Annotated in this window: 16 protein-coding genes, 1 tRNA gene and 1 pseudogene; 7 read left to right on the top strand and 11 right to left on the bottom strand. The window is 72.5% G+C overall.

Going from position 1 to position 16,019, the window contains the following annotated elements; genetic code table 11:
* Window positions 1-131 precede the first annotated feature (131 nt).
* Window positions 132-1,661 carry a DoxX family protein gene (locus tag ACFWP3_RS10695; protein WP_384218580.1) on the top strand — a complete coding sequence of 510 codons (1,530 nt, stop codon included), beginning with the start codon at window positions 132-134 and terminating at the stop codon, window positions 1,659-1,661.
* Window positions 1,662-1,837: 176 nt separating this feature from the next.
* On the opposite strand, the gene ACFWP3_RS10700 is transcribed toward ACFWP3_RS10695, so the two are convergent.
* The 3 genes from ACFWP3_RS10700 to ACFWP3_RS10710 all read right to left on the bottom strand — a co-directional run bounded on the left by ACFWP3_RS10700 (window position 1,838) and on the right by ACFWP3_RS10710 (window position 4,395).
* Window positions 1,838-2,596 carry an NDP-sugar synthase gene (locus ACFWP3_RS10700; RefSeq protein ID WP_384218582.1) on the bottom strand — a complete coding sequence of 253 codons (759 nt, stop codon included), beginning with the start codon at window positions 2,594-2,596 and terminating at the stop codon, window positions 1,838-1,840.
* A 28-nt stretch (window positions 2,597-2,624) separates the two neighbouring features.
* A complete protein-coding gene (locus ACFWP3_RS10705) occupies window positions 2,625-3,041 on the bottom strand; it encodes a hypothetical protein (protein WP_384218584.1) in 417 nt (138 codons plus the stop codon).
* Window positions 3,042-3,306: 265 nt separating this feature from the next.
* On the bottom strand, window positions 3,307-4,395 hold the full coding sequence (locus ACFWP3_RS10710) for an ABC transporter ATP-binding protein (RefSeq protein WP_384218587.1): 1,089 nt from the start codon (window positions 4,393-4,395) through the stop codon (window positions 3,307-3,309).
* Between the two features lie 209 nt (window positions 4,396-4,604).
* Between ACFWP3_RS10710 and ACFWP3_RS10715 the strand changes: the two genes are divergently transcribed.
* Window positions 4,605-4,679: transfer RNA gene (locus ACFWP3_RS10715), tRNA-Thr, on the top strand.
* 145 nt (window positions 4,680-4,824) lie between these two features.
* Here the strand turns inward: ACFWP3_RS10715 and ACFWP3_RS10720 are convergent.
* Complete coding sequence (locus ACFWP3_RS10720) at window positions 4,825-6,216, bottom strand: NAD(P)/FAD-dependent oxidoreductase (RefSeq protein WP_384218589.1); 1,392 nt, start codon at window positions 6,214-6,216, stop codon at window positions 4,825-4,827.
* A gap of 155 nt (window positions 6,217-6,371) precedes the next feature.
* Between ACFWP3_RS10720 and ACFWP3_RS10725 the strand changes: the two genes are divergently transcribed.
* From ACFWP3_RS10725 to ACFWP3_RS10735, 3 genes are all read left to right on the top strand, one after another.
* Window positions 6,372-7,142 (top strand): DsbA family protein, encoded by a 771-nt coding sequence (locus ACFWP3_RS10725; protein WP_384218591.1) that lies wholly within the window; start codon window positions 6,372-6,374, stop codon window positions 7,140-7,142.
* A 328-nt stretch (window positions 7,143-7,470) separates the two neighbouring features.
* On the top strand, window positions 7,471-8,382 hold the full coding sequence (locus ACFWP3_RS10730) for an aminoglycoside phosphotransferase family protein (protein WP_384218594.1): 912 nt from the start codon (window positions 7,471-7,473) through the stop codon (window positions 8,380-8,382).
* 123 nt (window positions 8,383-8,505) lie between these two features.
* Window positions 8,506-8,982: a GNAT family N-acetyltransferase gene (locus tag ACFWP3_RS10735; RefSeq protein WP_384218596.1), complete on the top strand. Its 477-nt coding sequence runs from the start codon at window positions 8,506-8,508 to the stop codon at window positions 8,980-8,982.
* Between the two features lie 64 nt (window positions 8,983-9,046).
* On the opposite strand, the gene ACFWP3_RS10740 is transcribed toward ACFWP3_RS10735, so the two are convergent.
* From ACFWP3_RS10740 to ACFWP3_RS10760, 5 genes are all read right to left on the bottom strand, one after another.
* Complete coding sequence (locus ACFWP3_RS10740; protein WP_384218599.1) at window positions 9,047-10,228, bottom strand: methyltransferase domain-containing protein; 1,182 nt, start codon at window positions 10,226-10,228, stop codon at window positions 9,047-9,049.
* Window positions 10,225-10,371 (bottom strand): hypothetical protein, encoded by a 147-nt coding sequence (locus tag ACFWP3_RS10745; RefSeq protein WP_266817403.1) that lies wholly within the window; start codon window positions 10,369-10,371, stop codon window positions 10,225-10,227. The genes ACFWP3_RS10740 and ACFWP3_RS10745 overlap by 4 nt, the downstream gene beginning before the upstream one ends.
* Window positions 10,372-10,727: 356 nt before the next feature.
* Window positions 10,728-10,931, bottom strand: a complete 204-nt coding sequence (locus tag ACFWP3_RS10750; protein ID WP_384218601.1) for a hypothetical protein — start codon at window positions 10,929-10,931, stop codon at window positions 10,728-10,730.
* Window positions 10,932-11,018: 87 nt separating this feature from the next.
* On the bottom strand, window positions 11,019-11,861 hold the full coding sequence (locus ACFWP3_RS10755) for a helix-turn-helix domain-containing protein (protein ID WP_384218604.1): 843 nt from the start codon (window positions 11,859-11,861) through the stop codon (window positions 11,019-11,021).
* Window positions 11,858-12,610: a DUF6879 family protein gene (locus tag ACFWP3_RS10760; RefSeq protein WP_384218606.1), complete on the bottom strand. Its 753-nt coding sequence runs from the start codon at window positions 12,608-12,610 to the stop codon at window positions 11,858-11,860. Before ACFWP3_RS10760 ends, ACFWP3_RS10755 begins: the two co-directional genes overlap by 4 nt.
* A gap of 117 nt (window positions 12,611-12,727) precedes the next feature.
* Between ACFWP3_RS10760 and ACFWP3_RS10765 the strand changes: the two are divergent.
* A pseudogene (locus ACFWP3_RS10765) lies at window positions 12,728-12,856 on the top strand (hypothetical protein); the annotation flags it as partial.
* 401 nt (window positions 12,857-13,257) lie between these two features.
* Here the strand turns inward: ACFWP3_RS10765 and ACFWP3_RS10770 are convergent.
* Window positions 13,258-14,250 carry a zinc-binding dehydrogenase gene (locus ACFWP3_RS10770; protein WP_384218656.1) on the bottom strand — a complete coding sequence of 331 codons (993 nt, stop codon included), beginning with the start codon at window positions 14,248-14,250 and terminating at the stop codon, window positions 13,258-13,260.
* A gap of 238 nt (window positions 14,251-14,488) precedes the next feature.
* Here ACFWP3_RS10770 and ACFWP3_RS10775 point away from each other — a divergent pair, with 238 nt between their 5' ends.
* Complete coding sequence (locus tag ACFWP3_RS10775; protein WP_384218658.1) at window positions 14,489-15,136, top strand: pentapeptide repeat-containing protein; 648 nt, start codon at window positions 14,489-14,491, stop codon at window positions 15,134-15,136.
* 341 nt (window positions 15,137-15,477) lie between these two features.
* Here the strand turns inward: ACFWP3_RS10775 and ACFWP3_RS10780 are convergent, their stop codons facing one another.
* On the bottom strand, window positions 15,478-15,981 hold the full coding sequence (locus tag ACFWP3_RS10780; protein WP_384218608.1) for a hypothetical protein: 504 nt from the start codon (window positions 15,979-15,981) through the stop codon (window positions 15,478-15,480).
* Window positions 15,982-16,019: the final 38 nt, after the last annotated feature.

Consider the following 16,019-nt stretch of genomic DNA (forward strand, 5'->3'; position numbering starts at 1 on the left):
CACTTGGCTCACGGAAAGTGACCCGTGAGGCTGTCACCCCGCCCGTTTCGGGCGGGGTGGCTTGATCTTGACGGGTCTCGGACAGATCCCTGCTGTCAAGGCAGTGTCCTAAACACTGATCACTCGGTTAGATGAGTGTGGACACCAGAACGTCAGGGTTCGACGACCAGCCCGCGCTGAGCATGGTCAAGGTGCCGTGCGACCCCGCACAGGTCATCGTCAACCACGCCAGCTTCCGCGTGCGGCTCGCACCGAGCCCGAGCGCGCGTTCCAAGCCCGCGAACGCCCCCGGCCGCGCCCCCGTCCTCGGCGGTGCCGTGGTCGCCGCGGCCGGAGCCACCCGCCGCAGAGCCCCCGTGGTCTGGAGCGGCAAGGCCGCCCCCGGCGACGGAGCGGCCATGGGCGGGCTCCTCCAGGCCGTACGCGAGGCCGGCCGCGGCAACGACGAGTACGACGGCGGCGCCACCCAGGTCATCCCGCGCATCGACCTGGCGCACGACCTCGCCGACGACACCCTCACCACCCCCACCGTCATCGGCCAGCGCACCTACGGCGACCCCGACGAGACCCGTCCGCTGGCCGCCGTGCGCGACCTGCCGCACGGGCCCGCCCACGGCGGCGCAGGACCCGACCACGGGTCCGACACCCGGCGCGGCGCCGCCGATTCCCGCGGCCAGGCCTCCTACTACCCGGGCCGCCGCATGAACCTCGGCGTCGTCCTGCTCCCGCTGCGCGTCTTCCTCGGCTTCATCTCCATCTACGCCGGCATGGGCAAGCTGTGCGACCCCGTCTACTTCGACGGCGGCGAACGCGGCTCCATGGTCACCTGGCTGCACACCCTCCACCCCTGGGCGCTCGCCGAACCCCTGCGCGACTTCGCCCTCGCCCACCCCGTCGGCGCGGGCCTCAGCGTGGCCTTCCTCCAGGTCATCGTCGGCGTCCTGACCGTCTTCGGGCTCTGGCAGCGGTTCGCCGCCTGCTTCGGGGCGCTGCTCTCCGCCGCCCTCCTGATGACCGTCAGCTGGAAGACCGTTCCCGCCTACGACGCACCCGACATCATCTACCTCGCCGCCTGGAGCCCGCTGATCATCGCGGGCGCCCCCGTCTACTCCCTCGACGGACGCCTCGCCGGCGAGGCCTGGCGCACCCTCGGTCCGCGCTCCGAGATCTGGCGGCTGCGCCGGCGCGTCCTGCGCCGCGGAGCCCTCATGGCCAGCGTCATCTGCGGACTCACCCTGCTCATCGGCTCCCTCCTCGGCGGGGCCGTCCGTTCCACCACCGTCGTCACCGTCCCCGGGCCCGGCCAGGCCCCCAGCAACTACCTGCCCGGCCGTCCGCTGCCGCAGGAGCCGGCCCGCCGGCCGCAGCAGCAGTCCCCGCAGGAGCAGCCCGCCAAGCCCGCGCAGCCCTCGGCCAGCGCCTCCGAACCCGCCGCGAAGTCCGGCAAGGGAGCGTCCGGCGGCCCCGCCCGCGAGACCGCCGGTACGGGCTCCCAGTCGCCCAGCGCCACCAAGGGCGCCACCGGCCGGCAGACCCCCCGCAGCACCCCCCGCCAGTCCGCCCCGCAGAAGCCGCCGACCTCCTCCGGGAGCAGCGGCACCGGCGGCGGCAGCAGCACCCCGACCAAGCAGCCCGGTCTGGTCGGGGGTCTCCTCGGCTGAACCCGGCCGTCCGGAACCGACCGGCATCGACAGCACAGGGGCCCGGCGCGCACGGCGTGCCGGGTCCCTCCGCGCGTTCCGAGTGCGCGAAGCATCGTAAGAGAAGAAGGGGTTGGAGGGGTTGCAGGGGTGGAAGGGCTTGTGTGAGCGGATCGGGTGCAAGTGTGCGAAAAGGCTCAGGAGGCCGTCTGAGCGGCCAACTCCCTTGCGGCCTCGGTGAGGTCCTTCGCCGTGTCGATCGCCCGCCAGTAGGCCCCCTGGGGCAGCGGAAAGCCCGCCAGCCGCCGCTCCCGCGCCAGCCGCGGGAACGTCGTGCGCTCGTGGTCCCCCAAGTCCGGCAGCAGCGCCGCGAATTCGGGCCCGAAGACGTACACGCCCGCATTGACCGGATACGGCGACGGCGGGGCCTCGATGAAGTCCAGCACCTGCCCGAACTCGTTCGTCTCCACGACGCCCCACGGAATCCGCGGACGGGCCAGCGCCAGTGTCGCGACGGCGCCGCGCTCCGCGTGGAACGCGGCCATCTCGCGCAGCGAGAACCGCGTCCAGATGTCACCGTTCGTCGCGTACCAGGACCGGTCGGGGTGCGGCAGGCGGCGCGCCGCGTACTTCAGGCCCCCGCCCCGCCCCAGCGGCTCCTCCTCCACCACGGTGGTCACCCGCAGCGGCAACTCGGCCTGCTCCAGCCACGCCTGGAGCACTCCCGCCAGGTGCCCGCACGAGACCACGGCGTCCGTCACCCCCTCCGACGCCAGCCAGGCCAGCTGGTGCCCGATGATCGGCACGCCCGTGCCCGGGATCTCCACCATCGGCTTCGGGCGGTCGTCCGTGTACGGGCGCAGCCGCGAACCCTGGCCGCCGGCCAGGACGACTGCCTGGGTGGGGGCGGCGGGGAACGCGGCTGCGGGAGGGGCGGATCGGGGGGTGTCGGTCATGCAGGCCAGGGTAGGGACGCGGGGCGTCTCAGCCCATGGAGGCGACGCCGGACGCGTAGGAGGTGTCGCACACCGGGCGGGCGAAGGACTGCGCCTTCGTCGGACCGTAGGCGTCGACCGCGGCCCGGCCCAGCGCGCGGGCGATGCCCACGCAGTGCGACGCCAGCGACGGCCGCTTGTCCACCTCCTGCTGGAGGTGGGTGAGCACGTCGCCCGGCTCCTTGCCCTGCTGGATCTCGCCGACGAGCGTGTCGCGCAGCACTTCGTGCGGGGCGGGGCGCGGCTTGGCGGGGACGGAGACGTCCTCGGCGGAGGCGGTCAGGATCTGGGACGAAGAGGTGTCCGCCCAGGGGACCATGGTGACCGCGAGGGTCCCGGACAGGACCAGGACGACGGGCAGGACCAGGGCGAGGGAACGGCCGATACGGCGGGCAGTGTGGGTCACGAGGGCGAGAGTAGCGCTCGGTGAAGATTTGGCGACATTTAGTCACCCTGTCGGGGGATGGTTCGACGTGGCTTTTCGAATTAGGGGTTGACGGTTGGGGCCGAATGGCCCGGTCTGCCGGGGTTCCGGCAGCGCGGATCAACCCTGGGATGCGGGCGGTGGGCGACGGGCGGTGGGCGGTGGGCAGTGGGCGGGGGCAACGAACGCCGGAGGGGCGCCCCTTGACGGGACGCCCCTCCAACCCTGCTGAATCCCGCGGGAGCTGCTACTTGGACAGCCGCTCGCCGGAGGAGGTCGAGAAGACGTGGATCTCGTCCGCGCGCGGCACCACGTGGAGGCTGGCGCCCTTCTCCGGGACCTGGCGGCCGCCGACGCGGACCACGAGGTCCTGCGTGCCCTCGGCGGTCGCGGTGGAGCCGTAGACGTAGCCGTCGGCGCCGAGTTCCTCGACCACGTTCACGGTGATCGTCAGACCGCCGCTCTCGGCGATGTCGAAGTGCTCGGGGCGCACGCCGACCGTGACGGTGCGGTCGCCCGCGTCGGCCGCGGCCGACAGCGCCTCGCGCGAGACCGGCACCACGCTGTCGCCGAACTTCACACCGCCGTCGGTGATCGGGACCTCGACCAGGTTCATGGCCGGGGAGCCGATGAAGCCGGCGACGAACAGGTTCGCCGGGCGGTCGTACATGTTGCGCGGGGTGTCGACCTGCTGGAGCAGCCCGTCCTTCAGCACGGCCACGCGGTCGCCCATGGTCATGGCCTCGACCTGGTCGTGGGTGACGTAGACGGTGGTGATGCCGAGGTCGCGCTGGAGCGCGGCGATCTGCGTACGGGTGGAGACGCGGAGCTTGGCGTCGAGGTTCGACAGCGGCTCGTCCATGAGGAACACCTGCGGCTTGCGCACGATGGCCCGGCCCATGGCGACGCGCTGGCGCTGGCCGCCGGAGAGCGCCTTCGGCTTGCGGTCGAGGTACTGGGTCAGGTCCAGCATCTTCGCCGCGTCCTCCACCTTCTTGCGGATGGTGGCCTTGTCCTCGCCGGCGATCTTGAGCGCGAAGCCCATGTTGTCGGCGACGGACATGTGCGGGTAGAGCGCGTAGTTCTGGAACACCATCGCGATGTCCCGGTCCTTGGGCGGCAGGTGCGTGACGTCGCGGTCGCCGATGCGGATGGCGCCGCCGTTGACGTCCTCCAGGCCGGCGAGCATGCGCAGCGAGGTGGACTTGCCGCAGCCGGAGGGCCCGACGAGGACGAGGAACTCGCCGTCCTCGATCTCCAGCTCCAGCTGGTCGACGGCGGGCTTGTCGCCGCCGGGGTACAGACGGGTCGCCTTGTCGAAAGTGACAGAAGCCATGGGTGATGAATCCCTTCTACCGGCAGGAACGTGCCGGACGATCCGAGTGGAAGGTCTAGTCCAGTGCCCTGGACTCCGCTCGACGCTACCCGCCCGCCCGCCTCCTGTCAGCACCCGGCGGGGATCGATTCACAACGTGATGGCTTCGGGATTGGCCTGCTGTGTAGAGTGAAGCCGCTCCGTGCCCGGCATCCGGGCACGCGGCACGCGCCTCCTTAGCTCAGTCCGGCCAGAGCAACGCACTTGTAATGCGTAGGTCGTCGGTTCGAATCCGACAGGGGGCCCTGCGGAAAGCCCAGCTCAGATGTGGTCTGAGCTGGGCTTTCGGGTGTCGTCCGAGCTGGGCTTTCGGGCTGCACCGCGTCACAAAGACCGTCGGGAGCATCCTCGACAGCGCGTAGCGCGGCCCGGGGCCACCGGCGGCCGGGGTCAGTGGCGGCCCGAGATGTGGTTGGCCAGGCGGGCCAGGGGGGTTGTGGTCGGGGTGTGGGTGGCCGTTTCGTGGCGGTCCGCCTGGCGGTAGGCGGCGTAGAGGGCCTGGACGCCGAGCCAGCGGAAGGGCTCCGGCTCCCAGCGGCGGACGCGGTGGTTGACCCAGGGCAGGGCGGTCAGCTCCGTGGTGTCGCCGAGGACCAGGTCGCGCAGGGTGCGGCCGGCGAGGTTGGCGGTGGCCACGCCGGAGCCGACGTAGCCGCCCGCCCAGCCGAGGCCGGTGGCGGCGTCCAGGGTGACGGTGGCGCACCAGTCGCGGGGTACGCCCAGCACGCCCGACCAGGCGTGGGTGATCTCCGTACCCGTGAGCATCGGGAAGAAGGAGAAGAGCAGGTCGCGCAGGGAGTCGATGGTGGCCGGCTGGGTGCGGCCGTCGTTGTCCGTGCGTGAGCCGAAGCGGTACGGGACCCCGCGGCCGCCGATCGCGATGCGGCCGTCGGCGGTGCGCTGGGCGTACATGTAGGCGTGGGCCATGTCCCCGAGGAGCGCCGAGTCCGACCACGACAGCTGCTGCCAGACCGATTCAGGGATCTGGGCCGTCACGATCATCGAGGAGTTCATCGGGAGCCAGGCGCGCTTCTGGCCCTTGAGGGCGGCGGTGAAGCCCTCCGTGCAGCGCAGTACGTACGGGGCGCGGACGGTGCCGTAGGGGGTGACGGCCTTGCGCGGGGTGATCTCGGTGACGGGCGTGGACTCGTGGATGACGACGCCGAGGGCTTCGCAGGCCGCGGCCAGGCCGCGGGCCAGCTTCAGGGGGTGGATGCGGGCGCCGTGCGGGCTCCAGCTGGAGCCGACGGCGTCGGCGATGTCGATGAGGGCGCGGGTGGCGGTGGCGTCGTGCAGTTCGCGGTCGGTCTCGCCGAAGGCGAGTTCGGTGGCGTGGAAGGCCTTCAGCCGGGTGAGCTGGGCGGGGGTGCGGGCGACTTCGAGGACTCCGCCGCGGTGGATGTCGGCGTCGATGCCTTCCTTGGCGGCCACGTCGATGACCTCGGTGACCGTGGCGTTCATGGCCTGCTGGAGGCGCTGGGCGGCCTGGTGGCCGTGGAGCGCGGCGTAGCGGTCGCGGCCGGCGATGCCGTTGTAGAGCCAGCCGCCGTTGCGGCCGGAGGCCCCGTAGCCGCAGAACTTCTGCTCCAGGACGGTGACGCGGAGGTCGGGGGCGGCGGTCTTCAGGTAGTAGGCGGTCCACAGGCCGGTGTAGCCGCCGCCCACGATGACGACGTCGGCCGTGGCGTCGGCGGTGAGGGGTGCGCGGGGTGGGGTGGTGGGGGCGGTGTGGTCGGTGCGGTCGGTCGCGTACCAGAAGGAAATGCCGCCGTTGATCGTCATGGGGGAGTTGGTACACCCCGTTCCGGTGGTGCGTCCAGGGACTGGTTGTCGCGCTTCGGGGTGGGATTCCAGGCCGGATGGTCGATGTGGGCGGGGCGGCGGGGGCCGTAGGGTGGCGAGGGTTTTGTCATGTTTTCGGGTGAGAGGTTCGGTTGATGGTGGGCGTACGCGGGGCAGGGCGCGCCGGGCGGATCGGCGCGGCGGCCACGGCGGCGGCGATGGTCGCGCTGCTGGGCGGTGCGGCCGTCGGCTGTGGATCGGACGGTGGGGGCCGGTCGTCGGCGGCCTCGGGCGGGGCGCCGGGCGCGGCCTCGGACGGGGCCTCGGACGGGGTGCGGACGAGCCCCGTCGCGGACGTGCTGGCGAAGCTGCCGGCGCGGGTCGAGGGGGCGAAGGTGGTCGTGGGGCGGGCGGACGCGCCGCACACCGCGCAGGTGCTGGTGGACCCGAAGTGCGGCTACTGCGCGAAGTTCGAGGCGGCGGGCGGCGAGACGCTGCTGAAGCGGGCGGCGGACGGCGCGGTGAAGGTGGAGTACGTGCTGGCGTCCTTCCTGGACCGGGGCGGGGCGAGCGGTTCGGTGAAGGCGGTGAACGCGCTGCGGGCTTCGGTGGACGCGGGCAAGTTCGCCGAATACCACGCGGCGGTCTTCGCGAGCCAGCCCCGCGGCCGGTTCACGGACGAACTGCTGCTGCGGATCGCGGACCGGGTGCCGGGGCTGCGCGGCGAGGCCTTCGACAGGGCGGTGGCGGGGATGACGTACGAGGGCTGGGCGGGCGAGGTGGAACGGGGCTTCGAGGCAACGGGGGCGGAGGGCACGCCGCTGGTCCTGGTGGACGGCCGGCCGGTGGGGGCGAAGGACCGCGCGATGTTCGACGCGGAGGCGTTTGGCGCGGCGCTGGCGGGGGTGGGGGTGGGGGTCGGGTAGGGGGTGGCTGGGGGCCGGTGGGTGGGGGCCGGGGGGCCGGGTCCGGTGGGTCGGGGGCCCGGTGTCCCGGGGGTCGGGTCCGGGTGGCCGCAGTGGCCGGTGAGCCGGGTGGTTCGGTGGTCGGGTCCGGGTGGCCGGTGGCGGACGCCGGTGGGCTGGTGGCCTGGTGGCCGGGTCCTGGTGGCCGGGTTCGGTGGGCGGTCGCCGGGGTCGAGGGGCGACAAGGGCCGCCGGGGAGGAGCGCGGGATGCCCGAACGTGCGTGTTTCGAAGCCTGTTGTGACGGTGCGTCAGAGCGGGCGGGGGTCGAGTGGCGCTATCTTCGGGGCATGGTGGACATCGCGGAGATTCCGGACGGGCTGGTTGAGGCGCAGATCAGGTGGAACGGCGATGAGGGGCGCGAGTTCATCGCGGCCCTGCCTGCCCGGGCCGCGAGGTTCCTGGAGCGGTGGGAGCTGCGCCGCACGGGGCCGCTGATGCACGGGGTGACGGCGCTGGTGCTGCCGGTGGTCCGGGCCGACGGGAGCGCGGCCGCGCTGAAGTTGCAGCGGGTGGACGAGGAGAGCGCCGGGGAGCCGGCCGCGCTGCGCGCCTGGGGCGGGGAGGGCGCCGTACAGCTGCTGGAGCACGACGGGGAGACGGGCACGCTGCTGCTGGAGCGGCTGGACGAGGGGCGGCACCTGTCGGCGCTCGCCGAGCGAGATGCGCGCCGGGCGGTCCGGGTGATCGGCGAGCTGCTGGCCCGGCTGACGGCGGTGCCGGCGCCGGCCGGGCTGCGCGGGCTCGGTGCGATGGCCGCGCAGATGCTGGACGACGTACCGCAGGCGCTGGGGCAGCTGGCGGACGGGCGGGAGCGGCGGCTGCTCGGGGACTGCGCGGCGGCGCTGGCGGAGGTCGCGGGGGAGCCGGGGGACCGGCTGCTGCACTGGGACCTGCACTACGACAACGTGCTGGCGGGGCACCGGGAGCCGTGGCTGGCGATCGACCCGAAGCCGCTGTCGGGCGACCCGGGGTTCGAGCTGCTGCCGGCGATCGTGAACAACTTCCGCGCGGAGGAGGTGCGGTGGCGCTTCGACCTGCTGACGGAGGCGGCGGGGCTGGACGGGGACCGGGAGCGGGCGCGGGCGTGGACGTTGGGACGGGTGGTGCAGAACTGCCTGTGGGACATCGAGGACGGGGAGGAGTGGCTGGGGGAGGAGCAGGTGGCGGTGGCGGAGGAACTGCTGGGTCGGACGCCTTGAGGGCCCGGCCGCGACAGGTGCTCGGCGTACGGGGCTCGGGGGCGCAGGGTTGGGGCGCCGGGTACCGGCCACCGGCTCGGGGCTCCGGGTACCGGGTACCGGGTACCGGCTTAGGGTGCGGGGATGATCCGGAACGCTGAAATCACCGATGTCCCCGTCATCCAGGCGATGATCCGCGAGCTCGCGGAGTACGAGAAGGTGCCGCACGAGGCGCGTGCGACCGAGGAGCAGCTGCGGGAGGCGCTGTTCGGTGAGCGGCCGGCGGCGTTCGCGCACATCGCGGAATCGGCGGAGGGCGAGGTGGTCGGATTCTCGGTGTGGTTCCTCAACTTCTCGACGTGGCGCGGGGTGCACGGCATCTACCTGGAGGACCTGTACGTCCGCCCGGGCACCCGCGGCGGCGGTTACGGCAAGGCGCTGCTGCGGGAGTTGGCGCGGATCTGCGTGGAGCGCGGGTACGGGCGGCTGGAGTGGTCGGTCCTCGACTGGAACGAGCCGGCCATCGACTTCTACCGGTCGCTGGGCGCGGTGCCGATGGACGAGTGGACCGTGAACCGCCTGACGGACGACGCGCTGCGCGCGCTGGCCGGCGCGGAGTAGTCGCAGTCGCCGGACACCTGCCCGGGACCGCGAGACGCCGGCACCGGGCGAGTGCGTCGGGTGGCTACCCGACGGACGGGACCGGGTGCGCCGGGGAGTCGAGCCACGCCCAGGGCGTGCCGTCAGGGCGCACGGTGAGGCCGAACCGCTCGAACCTTGGACGGCCCTGGTCGTCCCACCAGGCGTGGGCGGCGGTGACTTCGCCCCAGAGTTCCCGGGGCCCGGACTGGTAGACCTCGAACTCCTCCGCGTCGGGTTCGAAGTCGATCGACGACCAAGAGGTGACCCCGGTGTCCCGGAGCCAGAGCGTGTAGCGCCCGCCGTCGAGCTGCTCCGGGTAGGGGAACATCCCCTGGGTCTGGAGCCCGATGGCGAACATGGGAAGCCAGTCGGCCACGTCCTCCGGGGACAGGGAGGTGGTCGTCCGGCGGCCATCGGCCGGCCACGGCTTCCCGACCAGATACGTCTTCACGTGCCTCCGGTAGGCGCGTTGCTGCCGCAGACGCATGAAGGCGGAGGCGCCGACGAACGGGCCGGACGCGCTCCCGTCCTCCTGGACGGTCAGGCGGACCACGGCCTCCCCGCCGTACTCCGTGGCATACGGGGAGACGATGATTCCGCCGGGTCGGGTCTGCCGGATGATGTCCGACGGGATCTCCCGGAGGGAGGCCGTGATCAGAACACGGTCGTACGGGGCGCATGCGGGCCAGCCCTGGGAGCCGTCCCCGACGATGGCGACCGGGTTGTACCCGGCGACATCCAGTCGGGCTCGGGCCGTGGATGCGTTCTCCGGGTCGAACTCGATGGTGGTGACGTTCTCCGAGCCGACCCGTTCGGACAGCAGAGCCGCGTTCCAGCCGGTTCCTGTGCCTACTTCCAGGACGGTGGAGCCCGGCTGGACGTCCAAGGCCGCCAGCATGGAGAACACCATGGCGGGCTGGGAGTTGCTGCACGTCGGGATGTTGCCCCGGTCGGGTCCGGTGTGGTTCCCGTCGTCCCACTGCGTGGTCAGGGAGGTATCCGAGTAGACCGCGCGGAACCATCCCTCCGGGTCGGCCTGGCGGTCGATGCTCGCCACCGGTCCGCCGTCGGCCGGGCCGACGCCGGGCCAGATCACATCCGGGACGAACGACTCCCGGAGCACGGCTTGATAAGCGGGGAGCCAGTCGGAGGTCAGGGCCCCGGAGTCCATGAGCCGGGAGGCCAACCCCTGGGGGCCGGCCTCCGTCGTGGCGCGTTCGGTCACTTGGTGCCGCTGCCCTTCGTGTCGCTGTGCCCGGAGTCCTGGCCCTCCGAGCCGCCTCCGCCGTGCCCGGCGCCCGACTGGCCGTCGTCCTGCTGGCTTCCGCCCTGGCCCGAGCCGCTGCCTCCGCCGTGCTGTCCGCCCATGAACGTGCTCCTTCTCGTGAGGGATGAGTGGTGCTGTGTGCCGCCCCGGCAGAACGGTGGATCGGTCACCGGGGCGGAGTCTGCGGGGTGGGGTCAGTCGGGCCGCTATGTCGTCCCAGGACTCTGGCGGCGGTCCCGGCGGGGCGCTCACTGCGCAGTCCCCTGACTCCGCCGGTTCGCTTCGGTCACCTTGGCGCTCAGCCGCTGGGTACTCCCGGTGGCCGGGCGGTACGCGGGACACACCGGTCGGCCGCACTCGCACGGACGCCGCTTCAAGGCGTTCCCGAGATTCAGGTCCGGGCCCTCGAACCGTGCCCAACCGGGTTCCGTACCGTCCGGATGGCTGTCGCGTGCGCTCATGCGGTCCCCCGCTTCACGACCTGCGCCAGCTTCACGGCGACGTCGGGGCGGACACGGCCCAGCTTCACCAGCCCCGGGCCGGGCGGTGCCGGGTCGATGCCCAGCGAGGGGAGAACGATTCCGGCGGCCATCAGCGATTCGCGCAGCGACTCCACGACCGTGCTCGGGGTCACTGTCTCCAGTTCGTGCGAGCTGTCCATGGGAGGGACGCTAGGGGTGGTTGCCGGGCTCTGTGGGGGCTGATTCGCCGGGATTCTCGGTCCGGTCCGTGATCTTCCGGGGGATTCTCAGGCGGTATCGAGAGCCCGCCGGGCGCGGGCGATCACGCGGTGGGCGTCCGCGCCGTAGACCGCGGAATCGGAGAGTGCCTGCCAGACCTTCCGGTACACGCCCACGCTGTCCGCGTCGTCCAGCCAGAGTTCCGCGTGCCAGTCCTCCGCGATCACCAGGCGATCGTCGTAGAGCCAGAAGCCGTTGGCCGGCGGGATCTTCAGGGAGGCGCCGAACGGGACGATGCCCAAGGAGACGGTGTCCAGCCCGAGGACGCCCGCCAGGCGGTCGAGCTGGGCGGCCAGTACCGGCGGAGGGCATACGAGAGCCCGGAGCGCGGCCTCCCACATCACGATGTGGAACGTGCGCCCCGGCTCGTACAGCATCTCCTGGCGCTTCACACGGGCCCGTACGGCTTCCTCGGTGTCCCGGACGGACTGGTGGAGGTCGGCGTAACGGGTGAAGACGTGGCGGGCGTACTCGGCGGTCTGGAGCATGCCCACGACCGTGGAGCCCTGCCAGACGTGGAACGTCCTCGTGCGTTCGTACTCCGCTGTCAGCGTGTCCTGGACCGGCTTGTGGCCCGCGGCGAGCTGTCTGCGCCACGCGCGGGACCGGGACTCCAGACTCCGGAGCCGGGTGATCAGCTCCTCCGCCGCCTGCGGATGGCCGGTGGCGTCCGCCCACGCCAGCAGGTCGTCCGCCGTCGCGGTCTGGCGGCCGGTCTCCAGCTTGCTGATCTTGGACTGGGCCCAGCCCAGCAGGACCGCCAGCTGGCGGCCGGTGAGACGCCGATCGGTGCGCAGCTCGCGCAGCCGCGCACCGAGGGCAACTCGTGCTTGTTGGAAGTCGGTGCTCACTCGGCGGACGGCACCTGTTCCGCGAAGGTCTCGTACGGCACGGCGTGGTGCCACGCGGCGTCCCTGACCTGGCAGGCGCGGGCCACCTCGACGGGGTCCGTGACCAGCTCGACGCCGGTCATCGCGTCGTCGTCATCGAAGTGGAGCCGGGCGATGACCCGGGAGTCGAAGAGCCAGAAGTCAGCGTCGGGTAGTTGCAGGGCTTCGGCCTCGGAGCGCCACAGGTTGCGGATGTCCTCGCCGACCGCGCTGTTGCGGCGGGCGTTGTCGAGCAGGTAGCGCTGGCCGGGGGTGGGCGGATTGTCGGCGATCCGCACCCGCTCGAAGCGCTTGCCCAGAGCGGACTGCTCGCTCCGGGATACGCACCAGGGGTCGTCCAGGTCCCAGTCGACGTCCTCGCCCCGGATGAACCGCTGGTACGTCTCGGTCTCCTCGTCCGACTGGTAGCGACGCCGGGTCTCCAGGCGCCAAGCCGTGTGCGCGAAGGTCCGGAACATCCCGGCGAACTCCTCGAAGTCGATCAGCACGGGCGTCCTTTCCGCGTCCCGGGGCGCGAAGTCGGCCAGGAGTACGCGTGGGACGACCACGAACCCCTCCCCATCCTTGACGCTCCGAAGTTGCGCCACGTCCTGGGGGTCGGTCACCGCGTTGCCCTGGACCAGGACCTCCCCGGTGTCCAGGTCCTCGTACAGGGTCGGGCATCCGTCGTTGCCGGAGTTGGTACCGATGAATCGGAGCCGCCGTGCCATTGCCGTTCCCCTCCCACCAGCGGACAAGTCCCGACCAGGATGGGGCGGGTACGGGCTCCCTGTCCTGCGTGATTCGCAATGATTCTCGGGACGCGACGCAAGAATGCCCCCTGGGGGAGCCACTCCGTCGTCGAGGTGGTCACCGACGACATGCCGTTCCTGGTGGACTCCGTGACGAACGAGCTGTCCCGCCACGGGCGCGGCATGCGCATCGTGATCCACCCGCAGGTCGTCGTCCGCCGCGATAGCCCGATGACGTGATCAGCGCGATCGTCCGGAGGGGCATCGAAGCCCTCACCCAGCGGACGCATCCGGCGCGTCGCCGCGTTTGACCACCCCGTGCTGTCCTACCTGCGCGCGGGCCCGTGTCGCGGCGTTACGCCCCCCTCTACGTCACGCAACGGCGCGCGACAGGAGTCAGAGGACATGCGACCCGAGCAGGGCCTCGCCCAGAGAGAGGACGACAGGATGAGCCGCAGCACGAAACCCGTCACCCCGCTTCCGGCACTCGAACTCCGCTGTGGAGGGCTCCACCTGACCATTCAGCGCGTGCCCGTGTGGCTGGTCACTCTCGTCGCCACTGCCGCCGGCACGGGCGCCGGATGGTGGGCTCACCAGTGAGCAGCGTGTACGCCTGCACCTGGGGGTCAGGGTTCCAGGACCACCTTGCCCGTCGTGGCGCGGGATTCCAGGGCCCGGTGGGCGGCTGCGGCCTCGGCGAGGGGCAGGCGGTGGAGGGCCGGGCGGAGGCGGCCGGCGGCGGCTTCGGCCAGGGCGCGGGATTCCAGTACGCGGAGGGGGTCGGGGGCGCCGACGGCCTGGAGCATGGCGGGGCCGAGGACGTGGTGGGTGGTGATGGAGCGGGCGGTGAGGTAGGCCTGTTCGGCGTCGGTGAGGGTCAGGGGGCCCGAGGACCAGCCGAAGACCAGGTGGAGGGCGCCGGGGGCGAGCAGGCCGAGGGCGGTACGGGCGGCGTCGCCGCCGACCGAGTCGAAGAGGACGGTGGCGCCGCCCGGGTGCGCGGCGCGTACGGCGTCGGCCCAGCCGGGGGCGGTGTAGTCGAGGGCGAGGTGGGCGCCGTTGGCGGCGGCGAGGGCGGTTTTGGCGGGGCCGCCCGCGAGGGCGATGACGGTGGCGCCGGCGTTCCTGGCGTACTGGACGAGCAGGGTGCCGATGCCGCCCGCGGCGGCGGGGACCAGGGCTACCGAGCCGGGGCCGAGGTCGGTGAACTGGAGGATCCCGAGGGTGGTCCGGCCGGTGCCGATCATGGCGACGGCCTGGGCGGGGTCGAGGCCGTCGGGTACGGCGTGCAGGCGGCCGGCATCGGCGACGGCGTACTCGGCGTAGCCGCCGGGGGCGAAGCCGAGGTGGGTGACGACGGGCTTGCCGAGCCAGGCGGGGTCGGTGCCGGGGCCGACGGCGTCGACGGTGCCGGCGACCTCGCGGCCGGGGATCGTCGGGAGGTCGGGGAGGGTGGGGGCCGGGCCCTGGGCGCCTTGGCGGAGGGCGGTGTCGAGGAGGTGGACCCCGACGGCGGCGACGGCGATGCGGACCTGGCCGGGGGCCGGGACGGGGGTGGGGACGGTCTCGTACGTGAGGTTCTCGGCGGGGCCGAAGGCGTGGAGGCGGATGGCGTTCATGTGGGTGGGGGTGGGGGTGGGGGTGGGCGTGGTGGCGGGGGTGGGCGTGGGTGTGGGGGTGGGGGTGGCCGTGTGCGGGGTGCTCTGCGTGGTCATGGGGTCAGCCTCTGACCTCGAGCGTGGTTGAGGTCAAGGGAATGTCGGTGGCGTGGGCCAGGATGGGGTGATGGCGCGCAAAGGGCAGTGGGAGCAGCGGGAACAGCGGGCGCAGCGGGAGCGGCGGGAGCAGCGGGCGACGGTGAAGGCGGCGCGGCGGCCGGAGGTACGGCTGCTGGAGACGGCGGTGTGGGAGGGCGGTGAGCTGGAGCCCGACGGGGACTACGACGGGCTGGAGTTCGCGGACCTGGACCTGACGGGTCAGGAGGGGGCGGGGGCCCGCTTCATGGACTGCGCCGTGCGGCGCTGCGTGCTGGACGAGGCGGGGCTGGCGAAGGCGCGGATCCTGGACTCGGTGCTGGACGGGGTCCGGGGGGTGGGGACCGACCTGTCGGGGGCTTCGGTGCGGGACGTGGAGGTGGTGGACGCACGGCTGGGCGGTGTGCAGATGCACGGGGCCGTGCTGGAGCGGGTGGTCGTGCGCGGGGGCAAGATCGACTACCTGAACCTGCGGGAGGCGCGGCTGCGGGACGTGGTCTTCGAGGCGTGCGTGCTGGTGGAGCCGGACTTCGCGGGGGCGGTGCTGGAGCGGGTGGAGTTCGTGGACTGCGTGGTCCGGGGGGCGGACTTCGGCGGGGTGCGGATGTCCGACGTGGACCTGCGGGGCGTGTCCGAGCTGACGCTGGCGCGGGGGCTGGAGGGGCTTGCGGGGGCGGTGATCAGCCCGGCGCAGCTGCTGGACTTGGCTCCGGCGATGGCTGCGCAGCTGGGGGTGCGGGTGCTGGGGTAGGGGGCCGACGCGGCTCGGGCTTCGCCCGGACCCGGGACCGGGCCGGTCAGGCTGCGCCTGGGCTTGGTCGTGGCTGGTCGAGCCTGGGTCGGTGCGGCTCAAGAACCTGGGGCTCCGCCCCAGACCCCGCGCCTCAATCGCCGGCGGGGCTGAAATTGGCTCGCGCCGCTGCCATGTGCGGAGCTGGATTTGGCTCGCGCCGCTGCCGTGTGCGGGCTGGGACCCCAGGGCTTTGGGCCGTCGCCTGCAAGGTGTGGCAGCAGAGATCAGCCCCGTCGGCGATTGAGGCGCGGGGTACGGGGCGGAGCCCCGGGGTGGGGGTGGGGGTTCGTCGCAGGTGGTTAGGCCGGGACTCGGGGGAAGCGGGACTGGAGGGTCCAGATGGCCGGGTTGTCGGCCAGGGGCTCGTGCATGTCGACCAGGTCCGCGATCAGGTCGTGCAGGAAGTCGCGGGCTTCGCGGCGCAGCAGGCGGTGGCTGAAGGTCAGCGGGGCTTCCTCCGCCGGCATCCAGTCGGCCTCGACGTCGACCCAGCCGAAGCGGCGCTCGAAGAGCATCCGGTCCGTGGACTCGGTGAAGTCGATCTCGGCGTACTGGCGGTGCGCGGAGCGGTTGCCGCGCGGGTCGCGGTCGAGCTGCTCGACGATGTCGCACAGCGCCCAGGCGAAGTCCAGTACCGGCACCCATCCCCAGGCTGTGGACACTTCCCGGTCCTTGTCGGTGTCCGCGAGGTAGACGTCCCCGCAGAACAGGTCGTGGCGCAGGGTGTGGACGTCCGCCGAGCGGTAGTCGGTCTGCGGGGGGTCGGGGAAGCGCCGGGAGAGGGAGTAGCCGATGTCGAGCACGTACCTGATGGTGTCACGGCTGCGGGGGCGTCCCCACC

Source organism: Streptomyces sp. NPDC058525 (assembly GCF_042719495.1).
In the GTDB taxonomy this organism is placed as follows: Bacteria; Actinomycetota; Actinomycetes; order Streptomycetales; family Streptomycetaceae; genus Streptomyces.